The organism is Streptacidiphilus sp. PAMC 29251 (genome assembly GCF_054208735.2).
Genome location: NZ_CM135725.2, coordinates 6,037,479 through 6,052,059 on the forward strand (window position 1 = coordinate 6,037,479; position 14,581 = coordinate 6,052,059).

Here is a 14,581-nt window from a genome sequence, read left to right on the forward strand (position 1 = left end):
CAGAGGCGCGGACTGGGGCGGTGGCCAACAGCGGCATCGTGTATGGGGACGTGCGGGTCGGTACACAGCCGGAGACGCGCTCCGGTTACGGCGAACAGGTCCTCCGGATCGCCCCGGAAATACTGGCGGGCCGCGAGGCAGAGATCCAGGAACTGGCTGCGTTCTGCACTGGGGGCGCGGTCAGCCCGTACACGTGGTGGCGGGCCGGGGCATGGGCCGGAAAGACTGCGCTGATGTCGTGGTTCGCCCTTCACCCGCCCGAGGGCGTACGGGTCGTCCCCTTCTTCGTCACAGCCCGGTTCGCCGCGCAGAACGACCGGGTCGCATTCACCGACGTCGTACTCGAGCAACTCGGTGAACTACTTGGCGAGGGACCGGTCGCGTTTCTGACTCCGTCGACCAGGGAGGCCCACCTTCTACGTCTGCTGGAGGAGGCGGCTCACCGGTGCCGGCAGCGCGGTGAGCGCCTGGTGCTGCTGGTCGATGGCCTGGACGAGGACCGCGGGGTGACCACCGGACCGGACGCGTACAGCATCGCCGCACTCCTGCCCGCGCGACCGCCCGCCGGCATGCGGGTGATCGTGGCTGGCAGACCCGACCCACCCGTACCGGGCGACGTACCGGAAAATCACCCCCTTCACGACCCCGGCATCGTACGGCTCCTGGAAGCGTCTCCCTTCGCGCAGGTAATCCGGGTGGAGGCGCAGCGCGAGCTGAAGCACTTGCTAGCGGGCCCGGGGGCCGAGCGCGAACTGCTCGGTCTGCTTACCGCCTCGGGCGGCGGTCTGGGCACCGCGCACCTGGCCGAGCTGACGGACCGGAGCCCATACGAGGTGGAGGAGACGCTGCGCAGCAGGGCCGGGCGTACCTTCCGCATGCGGGAGAGCCCTTCCCGGCCGGGCGAACTGTCCCCAGTCTTCGTCCTCGGGCACGAGGAACTACTGGACCACGCGGTACGGATGCTCGGTCCCAAGGAGCTGGGGGCCTACCGGGACCGAATCCACGCCTGGGCCGACCTTTACGCGGACGCGCGATGGCCATCGGACACCCCGGAGTACCTGCTCCGCGGATACTTTTCTTTGCTGCGCGCCACCGCCGACGTGCCCCGGCTGGCCGTTCTCGTCGCCGACTCCGCCCGCCACGATCGGATGCGCGACCTGACCGGCGGCGACTCGGCGGCTCTCACCGAGATCCGCTCCACCCAGCACTCCCTGCTCGAAGCGGACGCCCCGGACCTGACAGCCCTGCTCCGGCTGGCCGTCCGGCGCGACTCGCTTCACGCGCGCAACGAGTACGTCCCCGTCGGTCTGCCAGCGGTGTGGGTCACGTTGGGGCAGCCGCGGCGGGCCGAGGCACTGGCCCGGAGCCTGGCCGAACCTCGCCGACGTGCCGAGGCGCTGACCGCGGTGGGGCAGGCGCTGGCCGACGCGGGCACGCGCGAGGAGGCCGAGGCGGTCTTCGTGGACGCGGCGGAAAATGCACGCGCCGACCTCGACCCGCTGCAGCGGGTACTCACCCTGGTCGAGGTGGGGCGGGCGTGGTGGCCGGTCGAGCCCAAGGGGGCCGGAGCCTTACTGCGGGAGGCGACAGACCGGGCCGCCGCCCTGACCGTCTCCTCCCCGAGGCCGCAGGCCTTGGTGGCCGTGGCGGAGGGATGGATGGAGGCCGGCGAACGGGACCAGACGCGGGCAGCACTCTCCGAAGCCGTCGCCCTGGCACGTTCCGGCTTCCTTCGCGAGAAATGGCAGCGGGCCGGCGTCCTCGCCGGGGCGGGACGGGTGCTCCACGCCCTGGGGGAGACAGAGCGCGCCGAGGAAACGTGGGTGGAGGCCGAGGCGCTGCTTCCGGAGTCGTCCGACCCCCTCGTCAGCGTCGCCTGGGCCCTGAGGGACCGCCCGGAACAGCGGGAAAGGGTCGGGGAGTTGCTGGCCAGGGCGGAGGCCGTCGCACGGTCGGGGGAGGAGGGGGAAGAAGGGAAAGGAGACTGGGCGCTTCTGCAGATCGGGATTGTGCTGTCTGCCGCCGGGTTCGCGGAGCGGGCCGAGGAGATCGCCCGCGGAATCACGGAGAAGGCTCAGCTGCTCGCCTTCGTGAGTACGGATCTAGCAGAACGCGGCGAGCAGGTGCGGGCGGAGACACTGGCCCGTTCCTTTGATGAACCCCTGTACCGGGCGCGTGCTCTCGCCTCAGTGGCGAAGGCACTGGTTACTGAAGGCCGTCACGCCGAGGCGGAGTCCCTGGCAGAGGAGATCGAGGCGCTCGCGCCTGACGCCGTGGATCCGATCAGCCGTGCCTGGGAACTGATCGATCTGGGGGCGGCCCTGGCAACGACCGGACAGCAGGAGCGGGCCCTTGCGCTGCTCGACGCTGCGGAGGCCGTCGTGCGCGCCCACGTCGGCAGCCCTGAGGGGGAGAGAGTAGGGCGTTGGCTAGGCAGCGCCCTGATCGGGGCCGGGGCGCAGGAGCAGGCCGAGGCGCTGGCCCGCTCCTTGACCGATCCGCTGTGGCGCGTCCGGCTGCTCACCGAGGTGGGGCGGGCGGTGGCCACGGGAGCGGACCGGCCGCGCGCCGTACAGATTCTGGAGGAGGCGGAGATCGCCGCCGGGCTCATTGGCGATCCCGTCTACCGCGGGCATGAGCTCGCCGACGTTGCCGTGGCCCTGGTGACCGCGAGTGCCGACGAACGAGCTGAAACGCTGGCTCGGTCAGTCGAGTACCCGGGGACGGACGGGAACCAGGCGCTCGATCACGTGGGCAAGGAGCTGGGCATCCAGGGGCGGCACATTCAGGGTGCGGCCGTGCTAGCCAGGTGCGAGACAGAGGCCAGGGGGATGCCGGAGATCGGTGACCGCGTCTGGCGGCTTGCCTTCATCGCCGAGGGTTTCGCCTCCTGTGGGCACCCGGAGCGGGCGGCACAACTGCTCACCGAAGCCGAGTCCGAGGCCCGCCAGATCCCCGATCCGGAGGGCCGGGCCCAGCATCTCACCGCAGTCGGGGAAGCCCTCACCATCTGCGGGGACTACGAGCGGGCGCGCTTACTCTTCGGGGAGACTGCGGAGATCGTCCGCGCTCTCCCCGGCACCCCCCGCCGCGACCAATCACTCGGCCGTGTCGGAGCGGGGCTGGTGGCCACCGGTGCGTACCTGGAGGCCGAGGAACTGGTCGTCGACATCGGCGAACCGCGCTACCAGGCGCGGGTGCTCACCGCGCTGGCGGAAGTCGTCGCTCCGGAGCAGGCGCGGCGGCTGGTCGCCCGGTGCCTGTGCGCGGCTCCATGGCAGCATGCGCTAGACGGCCTTGCCGTGGCCGCCCCGTCAGCGCTGGTAACGATCGCGGACGAAGAATATGGGGGCGGGGAACGCATCACCACAGAACACAGAGACGAGGGACAGGGAAACGGCCGGAACGCTGTCAGCGAGAAAATACCGGGAGAGGGCAGAGCCACGTGAGCCCAGCCGCAGGGCTTCCAGGCGTCCCGAGCCCACTGGTACTCGGAAAGCGTGTCGAGGAAGAAGCTCTCCTCGTCGTGCACTGAGATCCCGGCCTCGCGCCGCCGCTAACCGTGACGACGTCCGCGAGTCCGCTCTCCACTGCCACTGCGGCCGGGTCCACCGGCACAGCCGCATTCGCGGGCCGGCGCCAGTTCATTGAGCAGTTCACCCTCGATCTCGTTCATCAGTTCGCCGTGGAGTCACTAGTTTCCGATAGCACGGTCAGGGCCTCCTGGTCGGGAAATTCCATATTGCGGCTCCCGGTGTCATGGCTGAGTATCCGCCCGGTCAGGGCTTACGGCCACGTTTGCTTGCTGCCTTGCAAACCTGATAGAAGTCGCGGCAGACCCCTGCGGAGGGCAAGGGCCTGTCCACCTCCCGTATATAGTCTTCCAATCCGCTGCCGGGTCGCAGATGCACATGACTGAAGGCGGCGCGTACCTGCCAGGCGTTGAGTTCGTGAACCTCGTCCTCGCCGATCTCGATGTAGCGGCTTGGTCCGTCAATAGCGCGGAGGGCATACTTCGGCGCAATGGGAAGAACAATCGCGTCGGCGAAGGCGTAGCCGATGCCGCCGTTGACTCCGGCGTTGGGCATCCCTTTTCTGACCGTCAGTGCTGGGATGTCGCCTACGACGAACTCGCCGCTTTGGGCTGGCGTGATGATTTCAATGCCGTGGTCCTTCAGCCAGTAACGTGTGCGCCAGTAGCGTGATTGCAACATGGCATGAAATAGGATCCCCGTTTCGACCCACTCGGCGATGGGTGCGTGCAGGTTCTGAAAGGCGCGTTCGTGGCTGTGGCTGTGACCGCTTGTGAGGCCCAGGCGTGAGGTGGCGATGGCGTCGAGCACTGCTGGGTACCCCTGCCAGAAGCCTCTCGCCTGCTCGGTGGCGCGGAGCCAGCTGTCCTGAAAAACTGTGTAGTACTGAATGCTCCTGGCATGGTGGATGGCGACGAGGTTGCGCAGCCGATCAAGATGCATCGGGTCCAGTCCATGGCCGTCTCGAACTGCGGTGAATGTGCTGCCTGCTGCGTTCTCGGCTCGCCCCCAGAGCGTCTCCAAGGATCCCGATTCGAACTTCACGAAATCGACTATTGGGGCCTGCCCGCATTCCTCAAGTCCGCGTCCCCTGATGTTGGCGTGCGGGTATTCCAGATTGAGCGAATTGACCTGTGCGGCGCCGGACTGGCCAATCGGGGCGGAAAACTGTCGGAGCATGACTCCTGACACTGAGGTTTTCTCAGTGAAATGATCTTCGCGAAGCTGGGCAGATCGGCATGAAACCGGATGTTCGCGGCGAGCGCCGGAGCGGCCGACCCGGCTGCGAGCAGACGTAAAGCCCCTGGTAGGACGGTTCTCACCACAAGATCGTCGCTACAACCAGAGGCTTCACGTTGGTCACCTATGTTGCCACGCTCGACGTCCCGCGCCACATCGTCGAATACCTCGCGCGACTGCTGGCCGCGCATCGCCGGACGCTGCGGACGCCGAAGCGCTCCCGCGCGTTGGGGCCGTTCCGTCAGGCGGTGCTGGTGCTGCGCTGGTTCCGCGAGCGCGGATGCGTGCACTGCCTGGCCCGCGACGCGGGCGTCTCCCAGGCCACCGGCTACCGCTACCTGCACGAAGGGATCGACGTTCTCGCAGCTCAAGCCCCGGACCTGCACCAGGTCCTGAAGGACTGCCAGGAACGAGGGCTCAGCCACGTGGTGCTGGACGGCACGCTCATCACGACCGACCGCGTCGCGGGCGCCCACGTCAACAGCGAGGGCAAGGAGGTCGATACGTGGTACTCCGGCAAACACCGGTCATTCGGGGCGAACGTGCAGTTCCTGTCCGCACCGGACGGCACCCCGCTGTGGGTGAGCGACGCCGAGCCGGGCTCCACCAACGACATCGTCGCCGCCCGCGAACACTGCCTGCCCGCGCTCTACAAAGCAGCCGCCGACGGCCTGCCCACACTCGCGGACTCCGGCTACCAGGGAGCCGGAATCGGCGTCCACCACCCGTTCAAGAAGCCACAAAACAGCTCCCACCTGCGCCTTCACGCCGACACCCAGACCTACAACGCCGTGCTGCGCGGGGTCCGCGCCCTGGGCGAGCGAGCCGCCGCCGAACTCAAGGAGCGCTGGCGCACCCTCAAACGCGTCACGCTGAGCCCCGACCGGATCGGCGACATCGCACGAGCGGCACTCGTCCTCAACGGAATCTGGAAGTGATCACCGTTGAGAAAACGTCACTAGGTGTTGGTCATGCACGGCAACGCTTGCCTTCGTCCTTAATATGTCTATTCGCCTTTGGATAACGTCTGGTGCGGGGAGGGGTGGCAGCGGCCTTCGAAGCATGCGGACAGCATAGGCAACCGTCCACCTATGGTGCAGACGGAGCGGCCCCGGTCAGATACCCGCAGACCGGGGCCGCTCATTGCCCCTGATCGTCAGGCAGTGCTCTTCTCGTCTTCCGCAGACAGCCGCTTGGGCGGCTGCATCCTCGGCAAGTTGAGCGACCCGGACTTCTGGCTGCCGGGGACCGCCGTCAGATGGGGTCGCGAGCGTGGGACGAGCTGCACGACCTTCTCGGCCGCGTCGCGGGCGAGGTCATCCAGGACCGCCTGGTAGATGTCGCGGGTGACGCGAGTATCCGAGTGGCCGAGCGTCTCGCTGACGACCTTGACGTCCACGCCCGCCGCCAGCATGAGCGTGGCGGCGACGTGACGCAGGTCGTGGAGCCGGATCGGAGGCAGGCCAGCGGCGGCGACCAGCCGTTCGAAGAGGTCGCTGACCTTGCCCGGGTGAAGCAGTGAGCCGTCCTCTTGCGTGAAGATTCGGCCGGTGTCCCGCCAACCGTCTCCCCACTCCTCGCGCTCGCGTTCCTGGCGGAGCCTGTGGGCCTGGAGAACCTCGAAGGTCTCATCGTCCAGGGCGATGAGACGGACGCCTGAGTCGGTCTTGGGAGCGCCTTCGTGGATCTCCCAGCCGTCCTGGACGAGCTGGGTGGCGATGGCCAAGGCCCGCGCAGCGGCCGACAGATCCTCCCATCGGGCCCCGCAGGATTCGCCGCGTCGGGTACCCCTAAAGGCGATGAGCCGCCACAGCGGGTAGAGCCGGTCGCCTGCGACGAAGTCCAGGAACTGCCCCGTCTGGGCGGGAGTCCACACCATGACCGGCGAGGGCCTGACCCTGGTCTCCTGCCAACGGGCAATGCGCTCGTCGGTCCAGATCAGGGCCTTCGGCTTGGTCCCGGGCAGCAGCTCGACGTGCTCGGCCGGATTGAATGGGGACATCACCTGCTGGGCGATGGACACGTTCAGGGCAGCTCGCAGTGTGGCCCTGATGTGGGGCTGCGTATTGAGGCTGGTGATGCGACGGAACGGAGGCATCGAGTCGAGCTGAGCCCTCAGCCACGCGCGCAGGGCGCGGTTGGCTGCGCCGGCGTTCGGGGTTGCCTTGAGCTGCGCTGCGACTGCCTTCCTCTGGGCGTTCTGCTCCTGGATCTCAATGTTGCGCTCGTTGATATCGTCGAACATCCTGTCCAGGTGGTGGACACGGAGCTTGTCCAGCCTGATGTGACCGAGGTGCGGCTTCAAGTGGACTCGGACGTCGCACTCGTAGCGCTTGTAGCCGGTTAGTCGCAGCTTCTTGCGCCCGCTCAACCAGGTGTCGAGCCACTCGGCCACGGTGGTCTTCGAGTTGAGCGTCTGCCCGGTCTTGAAACGGCGGCGTGTCTCGTCGTAGTCCGGCAGCGGCTCCTTCGACGTCGAGCAGGCTTCGAGGAGATCACTGATCGCGAGGTGGCCAGCAGGGTCGTCCTCTTCCGGGATCGCCATGAGGGCTGCGACCTTGGACAGCTCTTCCTTCGCGGCATTGGCCGTCGCGAATCCACCTCGCCGGAATCGGCGGCGCGTGCCGTCTTGGCGGGGTACAAGCTCCTGGACTGCTGCCCACAGTCCATGCCGGGGGTTGGATGCCTTTGGACAGGTCACTCCGTACTGCTTGCCTGTTGTGGGGTTCCGGCAGGCGCACCTGCGAACGGTCGTGCCTTTTTTCACTCGTGGTCCTTGGAGTCGGGCTCGGCCTCGGGTTGGTCGACGAATGCGAGTTCGTCGGGAAGGGCAGGGGGTACCAGCTCCCGTTCACGCATCCGGGCACGAAAGGCGCGCAGCTCCTGGCAGTCCTCGAAGGCGTGCTCTTCGTACCCCTCGGCACGCTGCAGGAGCGTGGTTCTGCGGGCCCGGTCCAGGGTTGTGCTCGCCGTGCGTCGCCGCTCCCGGGCCAAGGCGTTGGAGGACGTCGCGGCGGCCACCAGGTCGCCGTGATGGCGGAAGACGTCCAGGACGTCCCGAGCGGTGCCTTGGGCGGCGGGCAGACTCAAGGGGCTCTCGCCGGTGAACCAGGCGAGCGCGTCCCAGGTGGACACTTCCCGACCCGGGAGCACCTCCACCGTGGCCGAGGTGCCGAGGGGGAAGAGGAGGGTCACTGGCGGGACACCCAGGACGTCAGCCAGCACTACGAAATCCGCGACGGTGATGCTCGCCTTGCGTCCGGATTCAAGGTTCTTCATGGAGTGCTCGGTGAACTCCGCCAAGCCGCGGTCGGCGCAGCCCTGCGCGACGTCGCCCATAGTGAGGCCGGCGGCCTTGCGTGCCTCCCGCATCCCCTGGGCGATCCGAGCAGTGAACGCTGTCGGCCATTGATCAGGTGTCATGGCGACACCTTAGATCGCGAAAATGGACTGCTGCAACTCCGTGATACTTCTATGGCGGCACCACGACACCGAACTCCACCAGGAGGGCATCATGACGGCATCCGGTTCTTCCCCCGAGGCGCGAGGGCTGACGAGCGAGGAACTGCTCGCCCTCCCGGCGGTGATCGACCTCGACACCTCGAACCGGGCGCTGATGATCGGCCGATCCACCGGGTACGGGCTCGCCAAACAGGGGGAATACCCGGTCAAGGTTCTGCGACTTGGCAACGCCTACCGGGTGGTCACGTCAGAGCTGCTCAAGCTTCTAGGGCTGGAGCGCCCGCAGCCGGCGAGTGGACAGCCTGACGGCAGAGTCGGGGCGCACCACAGCCTGTGTGCGTAGATGCGGTTGGCGCCCTGGCCTCGACCTTTCACGGCAACTGTGGGGGCGCGGTCCTGTGCCCCCAGGTGGGGAAACCCAAGGCTGGCACCACGCGGCGCGGCCCGCTCTCAATACGGCGGGGGCGGGTGATCTGCGGTGACTGTTGGCCGGTGTCCCACTGTTCCCATGGGGCAGGCGTGTTGATCCTGAACCTCTGAACCCTCAGTCGTCGGTCCACCACTTCGGCTCGTCGTCAGCCCTTCGGGCGGGCGGTGGGTCGGCATCTTGTTCGACTGTGCTTCTTGCGGACCACGAGAAGCTCCTGAACGGATGGCGAAAGGAGGAACTTCTCTCACTTTTGGGAGCCCCCTCGTCGCCACTCGGCATGTTGTGGCACGCTCTGGCATAACGGAACGGTCGGGGAGAGAGCATGGGAGTCCAGAGGTTGGCGAAGCAGGAGCCACCCGTCAACGAGGTTGTACTTTCCGTTGCTATGGCCCCCGGCCAGCTCTGGCTGGTCCTGGTATCCCCGGGATCCTCGGGTCTTGGTACGACGACCACCGGGCCACTCAGACCGTCCCGTCGTATCTGATGCCGATCGAGGCCGCCGAACCGAACAGTCCCGCCTTCCAGCCATTTCACCAGCTAAACCTGCTCTCGCCAGGCTCACGCTACTGGCTGACGTCGGACGATGGCTCCGAGGTTCTGCAGGTGCAGTCGGACTACCTTGCACTGAACTGGAAGCGCGGGGAAGGCCATATCCCGTACAGCCGGTACGAGAGCGTGCGCGAGCGGTTCGCTGCATTTCTCAATGAAACGGATCGTGGCCTAGTGCAGGTCGGTGAAGGGGTTCGCCCGTTGCGGGCCGAACTCACCTACGTGAATCTCATCGAGCCGAATGGCATTTGGCCGCGCATGTCGGATGGCCATAAGTTGTTCACGCTTTCGCCCGAATCGATCGGGGACTATGAGCAGTTTTCGTTCACGTTCTCCCGGGCGCTCATTGCAGATAGTGAGACCTACGGCCGACTTCACGTGGGCATGAACCCCATGCAGGATTGGGCTAAAGCCGAGCCGCTGTGGAATTTCACGATCACGGCACGGAGCTTGCCATTTGCCGACGAGTCGATCGGGTCGGCACTCCTCTTCCTTGATCGCGCCCATGAGGCTGCCAACAAAGCGTTCCGGCAAACCGTCACCAATGAAGCATTGAGACTTTGGGGGCTGCAATGAGTACGGCCATCGCATCGGGTTGGACACCGCCGCAGGAGTCTGCTCCGACCACGGTCACCGGTCCGACGGTGCGCCGGCGCGACGCTGAGTCGACAGCGACAAGCACGCTCCTGTACTCCAGTTCCCAGAATCACTGGGCGACTGCCCTGGTCCGCGAGGTGCTTTCCCGGGCCACCGCCGATCGCAACGTCTCTCCGGTCGCGATCCGCACCTGCATGGAGTGGGTGGCTGCGCTGCCGAGCGGCATCCCAAAGCCGTTCTTCGCGATCGGCGATGACGGGAGCCTCGGCCTTGAATGGTCAAGGTCGGGCAACTATCTCTACCTCACATTTCGTGAGGAGGCAGGCGAGGCGTACTTCGAGTCGGCCTCAGGCGATGAGTGGGAGAGCGGTCTCGGTCTCGCCCTGGACAAGCTAGCCTCGGCCCTTCGCGTTATCGCGGGGCACTAGGCCAAATAATGTCTGACCAGAGCAATGGCGCTCGCATTCCAGATGATTACACGATCATCAGAATGATCAAACCTGATTGGCGTATGCCAGAAGATGGCGTACTGCGCCCTACCTCTCAAGCGATGGCAGACAGCTCCGACGACGGTGCCATGTCCACATTCATCTCCGAGGACATCTTCGCTGCCGGCCGCCTCATCAAGGAGTTGAGTGAACTCCCGAAGTTCGCGGGGCACTTCCCATGCATCTGGCTGGCCGGGGAACTGCGCGGCCTTGGGCAAGAGATCGAACGGGATCCCATCGACGAGTTCCCGGGGCATGCCTTGGTCCGCGACTCCAAGGGGTCGAGGGGAAGCAAGGCGCGACGCCGCCTTGCGAAGGCGAGCAGATGGATCGAAGAGTAATTGTTGATTCCCTGATGTTGCTTCATGGCGGACTGGCCAGGTCAATTCGAGGCATCATCCTCCGGCAGGGAGGAGCACAACGGTGTGCCAGGGGCCCACCGCGGACGTGCGCCGTGGGTGCAGAGGGTTGCTCTCGGTGATGGTTAGAGCCATACCGGCCCGCTCGACGGCCTGGCGTGACTCGGGTGACAGGGGTTTGCCGGTTCGGCTGGTGAAGCGCAGCGTCGGCACGGTGTCGTGGTTTGCCTCAACGGTGAGATCGTCGACACGTCGGTACGTTGGTGCCTCGTCCGTACCGCCGGAGAGGAATATGGCCGGCTGCTCTGCGCTGTCTGGATCCAAGGGCGAGCTGACCAGGAAGGCTGCACAGTGAAGTCCGGAGACGCTGGGGAGGCCGACGCGGTAGCCGGCAGATGCGATGACGCGTGCGTCGACCTGGTTGGTCGTGGCGGTTCGGCTCCCGAGGAGCAGGGTGTAGGGCGCGATTACTGCCGCGCTGTGCTGGTTGCGGCGATGTCGCAGCCAAACGCGCGGATTGACCGTTCGTTGGTGCACTCTGGTGACGTGCGGTGTCGACACTTATAGCTCCGAGTCTTGCCCCGGTGGCACGGAGGCTTTCGGCGTTCGCGGTGCTGCGCCACTGCCTGTGCCCAGTGAGTCTGAGTATGCCCTGCATCCCATCAAATACCCTGCTCAGCAAGAAGGTTGGATCCCGGGTTTTGGGCAGGTCCGGGATTGGGTAGCTCTCGGTGGTCGTCATGCCGGTTCCGCTCGCGCCGCGAGCGGGGTAGCCGGCGTGTCGTGGTGCACGGATTTCTGACGGGTCAACTGACCTTCCCCTCGTAGCGTTGAGGTCGTGACTGAAGGGGAAGTTGGGAGTCATGGCAGAGATGAGACGAAAGTTCGACGCGGAGTTCCGTGAGGGGGCGGTGCGGATCGTCGCCGAGACCGGTAGGCCGATCGGACAGGTCGCCATGGACCTGGGGATCAACGAGACAACCCTGAGCACATGGGTGTCGAGGGCGAAGAAGGCCGGCGGGGACGGGACGCTGAGCGTGCCCGAGCGCGAGGAACTGGCGCGGCTGCGCCGGTTGGACGCGGAGAAGAACAAGCGGATCAAGGAACTGGAGATGGAGCGCGATGTACTCAAACGCTGCATGGTCCTTTGGGTGAAGTAGCTGAAGGGGACCCGGCGTTGCTCGTCGGGGTGATCAGCGACCAGAGGACCGAGCACGGCATCCCGCACCGCGTCGCCTGCCGCGCCCTCGGAGTGTCCGAGGCGTGGTTCTACAAGTGGCGCCGCCGCCCGGCCGAGCCGACGAAACGCGAGGTCAGGAGGACGCGCCTGGAGGCGAGGGTCACGCACTTCTTCCGGGAGTCGGGCGAGACGTACGGGTCGCCGCGGATCACCCTGGACCTGTGGGCCGAGGGCTGGCAGGTCTCGGTGAACACCGTCGCCGAGGTCATGGCCGACCTGGGCCTGCAGGGCCGCAAGCCCCCGCGAAGGCGGCGCTCACTGACCCGGCAGGGCAAGCGCCGGGCAGCCCCTGACCTGGTGCTTCGCCGGTTCGACGCGGTCGCGCCCGACGTGCTGTGGGTGGGCGACATGACCGAGATCGAGACCGGTGAGGGCAAGTTCTACCTGGCCACCGTCCTGGACCTGTTCTCGCGCCGCCTGCTGGGCTACGCGATGGGCGCGCACCACGACGCAGCCCTGGTGGGGGCGTCGCTGAAGATGGCGGCCACCACCCGCGACGGCCAGGTCGACGGCGTGATCTTTCACTCGGATCGCGGCTCGGAATACACCAGTGAGGCGTACAACGACCTGTGCGACAGGCTGGGCGTGGTGCAGTCCATGGGGCGGGTGGGATCAGCCCTGGACAACGCAGCCGCGGAGTCGTTCAACTCGCTGATCAAGGTCGAGTACATCCACCGGCACCACTTCCCCACCCGGGCCGAGGCCCGCCTGAAGATCGCCACCTGGATCACCGACTTCTACAACCCGCGCCGCCGCCACAGCGGGGCCGCCGGCCTACCGCCCATCGAGTTCGAACGAACCATCAGCGAAGCACGCGCCCACCATCAAAGAGACCAAGCCGCATAAGGAAAGCCTCTACGAAACCAGGGGATTGACAGGATTGCATCTCGCGGATGTTCTCTCGTTCTGGCGACTTGGTTCTGTAGGAAGTCCCATCGTCCCAGGTCAGAGGGCATCCGCGTCGTTATGTCCAGGCCTCGGACAGGTCATTCATCGGTGGATTCGGGCTGATACACCATCCGGTTGATGGACCACGGCCCTGGCAAGGTGGCGAAATGGCCTAGTTGTCCGATCGGCTGGTGCGGTCGATCGGACTGTCCGACCTGCATGTTCATCGGGGCGCACTAGCTTTTTCCGTCTTCAGAAACCGGGCAAATCTCTACTTTGCCGAGGCTATGACCCCGAACTGAGGCCCCTGTCCAGGAAGCTGTCCACCTCAACTACAGCTTCGTCGGTGTGCCTCGAGTCGCGCATCCATGCCTTCGGATCGATGCCGTACTTCTCCGAGAGAAACCGAAGTCGATATACGGCCTTTGCCCGCCTGAATGTGCGATCGGTCATCTCTGCACTGAGAGACGCATTGATGATGATGCCCGCAACAGGCACGACTTCTGCCAGTTTCTGCTTTGTGAGCTTGAACCCGAGAGCCTTGTATACGGCCTCGATCACGGACACGAGCGCGTGTTCTCTGAGCTGTACCCACGTGGCACGCCGCATCATGTCCTGTGTCAATCGGGACAGCGAGGCCATGGCTGTGGTCTTTCCGCCCAGCGACGATGCTGTTCCTAGTGAGGTTTTCTCAGTGAAATGATCTTCGCGAAGCTGGGCAGATCGGCATGAAACCGGATGTTCGCGGCGAGCGCCGGAGCGGCCGACCCGGCTGCGAGCAGACGTAAAGCCCCTGGTAGGACGGTTCTCACCACAAGATCGTCGCTACAACCAGAGGCTTCACGTTGGTCACCTATGTTGCCACGCTCGACGTCCCGCGCCACATCGTCGAATACCTCGCGCGACTGCTGGCCGCGCATCGCCGGACGCTGCGGACGCCGAAGCGCTCCCGCGCGTTGGGGCCGTTCCGTCAGGCGGTGCTGGTGCTGCGCTGGTTCCGCGAGCGCGGATGCGTGCACTGCCTGGCCCGCGACGCGGGCGTCTCCCAGGCCACCGGCTACCGCTACCTGCACGAAGGGATCGACGTTCTCGCAGCTCAAGCCCCGGACCTGCACCAGGTCCTGAAGGACTGCCAGGAACGAGGGCTCAGCCACGTGGTGCTGGACGGCACGCTCATCACGACCGACCGCGTCGCGGGCGCCCACGTCAACAGCGAGGGCAAGGAGGTCGATACGTGGTACTCCGGCAAACACCGGTCATTCGGGGCGAACGTGCAGTTCCTGTCCGCACCGGACGGCACCCCGCTGTGGGTGAGCGACGCCGAGCCGGGCTCCACCAACGACATCGTCGCCGCCCGCGAACACTGCCTGCCCGCGCTCTACAAAGCAGCCGCCGACGGCCTGCCCACACTCGCGGACTCCGGCTACCAGGGAGCCGGAATCGGCGTCCACCACCCGTTCAAGAAGCCACAAAAACAGCTCCCACCTGCGCCTTCACGCCGACACCCAGACCTACAACGCCGTGCTGCGCGGGGTCCGCGCCCTGGGCGAGCGAGCCGCCGCCGAACTCAAGGAGCGCTGGCGCACCCTCAAACGCGTCACGCTGAGCCCGAATCCACCGGCTGATCATTTCGGGGTTGCTCTCCTGCCCGTGGACGGTCGGCCGCTGGGGGCAACAGGTTGAGGGTGTGCGGTAGCCGCCGTGCGCGGGTCGCGGCCTGTCCGAGGGGTTGTGCGGGGTCGGGAGCGGTTGGTGGCGCTGTCGCCGGTGGCCGTCGGGCCGTCGCGGTGCGGGAT

13 protein-coding genes are annotated in these 14,581 nt (G+C 66.2%); 9 read left to right on the plus strand and 4 right to left on the minus strand.

Going from position 1 to position 14,581, the window contains the following annotated elements; all coding sequences use genetic code 11:
* The first annotated feature begins 20 nt into the window (after positions 1-20).
* Positions 21-3,449, plus strand: a complete 3,429-nt coding sequence (locus tag ACXKR8_RS28810; protein ID WP_458267490.1) for a hypothetical protein — start codon at positions 21-23, stop codon at positions 3,447-3,449.
* A 330-nt stretch (positions 3,450-3,779) separates the two neighbouring features.
* Here the strand turns inward: ACXKR8_RS28810 and ACXKR8_RS28815 are convergent, their stop codons facing one another.
* Positions 3,780-4,712, minus strand: coding sequence for a DUF4238 domain-containing protein (locus ACXKR8_RS28815; protein ID WP_458267491.1), 933 nt, complete (start codon positions 4,710-4,712; stop codon positions 3,780-3,782).
* Between the two features lie 176 nt (positions 4,713-4,888).
* Between ACXKR8_RS28815 and ACXKR8_RS28820 the strand changes: the two genes are divergently transcribed.
* On the plus strand, positions 4,889-5,710 hold the full coding sequence (locus ACXKR8_RS28820; RefSeq protein ID WP_458267492.1) for a transposase family protein: 822 nt from the start codon (positions 4,889-4,891) through the stop codon (positions 5,708-5,710).
* Positions 5,711-5,928: 218 nt separating this feature from the next.
* Here the strand turns inward: ACXKR8_RS28820 and ACXKR8_RS28825 are convergent, their stop codons facing one another.
* Complete coding sequence (locus ACXKR8_RS28825) at positions 5,929-7,539, minus strand: tyrosine-type recombinase/integrase (RefSeq protein ID WP_458267493.1); 1,611 nt, start codon at positions 7,537-7,539, stop codon at positions 5,929-5,931.
* Positions 7,536-8,195 carry a helix-turn-helix domain-containing protein gene (locus tag ACXKR8_RS28830; protein ID WP_458267494.1) on the minus strand — a complete coding sequence of 220 codons (660 nt, stop codon included), beginning with the start codon at positions 8,193-8,195 and terminating at the stop codon, positions 7,536-7,538. Before ACXKR8_RS28830 ends, ACXKR8_RS28825 begins: the two co-directional genes overlap by 4 nt.
* Positions 8,196-8,286: 91 nt before the next feature.
* On the opposite strand from ACXKR8_RS28830, the gene ACXKR8_RS28835 reads away from it, so the two are divergent.
* From ACXKR8_RS28835 to ACXKR8_RS28860, 6 genes are all read left to right on the plus strand, one after another.
* Complete coding sequence (locus ACXKR8_RS28835; RefSeq protein ID WP_458267495.1) at positions 8,287-8,577, plus strand: hypothetical protein; 291 nt, start codon at positions 8,287-8,289, stop codon at positions 8,575-8,577.
* Between the two features lie 570 nt (positions 8,578-9,147).
* Complete coding sequence (locus ACXKR8_RS28840) at positions 9,148-9,789, plus strand: TIGR04255 family protein (RefSeq protein WP_462099897.1); 642 nt, start codon at positions 9,148-9,150, stop codon at positions 9,787-9,789.
* Positions 9,786-10,238: a hypothetical protein gene (locus ACXKR8_RS28845; protein ID WP_458267497.1), complete on the plus strand. Its 453-nt coding sequence runs from the start codon at positions 9,786-9,788 to the stop codon at positions 10,236-10,238. The genes ACXKR8_RS28840 and ACXKR8_RS28845 overlap by 4 nt, the downstream gene beginning before the upstream one ends.
* A gap of 8 nt (positions 10,239-10,246) precedes the next feature.
* A complete protein-coding gene (locus ACXKR8_RS28850) occupies positions 10,247-10,639 on the plus strand; it encodes a hypothetical protein (RefSeq protein ID WP_458267498.1) in 393 nt (130 codons plus the stop codon).
* Positions 10,640-11,529: 890 nt separating this feature from the next.
* A complete protein-coding gene (locus ACXKR8_RS28855; RefSeq protein WP_458267499.1) occupies positions 11,530-11,817 on the plus strand; it encodes a transposase in 288 nt (95 codons plus the stop codon).
* Between the two features lie 29 nt (positions 11,818-11,846).
* Positions 11,847-12,743, plus strand: coding sequence for an IS3 family transposase (locus ACXKR8_RS28860; RefSeq protein ID WP_458267500.1), 897 nt, complete (start codon positions 11,847-11,849; stop codon positions 12,741-12,743).
* Positions 12,744-13,070: 327 nt separating this feature from the next.
* Here ACXKR8_RS28860 and ACXKR8_RS28865 read toward each other — a convergent pair whose 3' ends face one another.
* On the minus strand, positions 13,071-13,427 hold the full coding sequence (locus ACXKR8_RS28865) for a hypothetical protein (RefSeq protein ID WP_458267501.1): 357 nt from the start codon (positions 13,425-13,427) through the stop codon (positions 13,071-13,073).
* A 203-nt stretch (positions 13,428-13,630) separates the two neighbouring features.
* Between ACXKR8_RS28865 and ACXKR8_RS28870 the strand changes: the two genes are divergently transcribed.
* Complete coding sequence (locus ACXKR8_RS28870) at positions 13,631-14,410, plus strand: transposase family protein (protein WP_462099898.1); 780 nt, start codon at positions 13,631-13,633, stop codon at positions 14,408-14,410.
* Positions 14,411-14,581 lie beyond the last annotated feature (171 nt).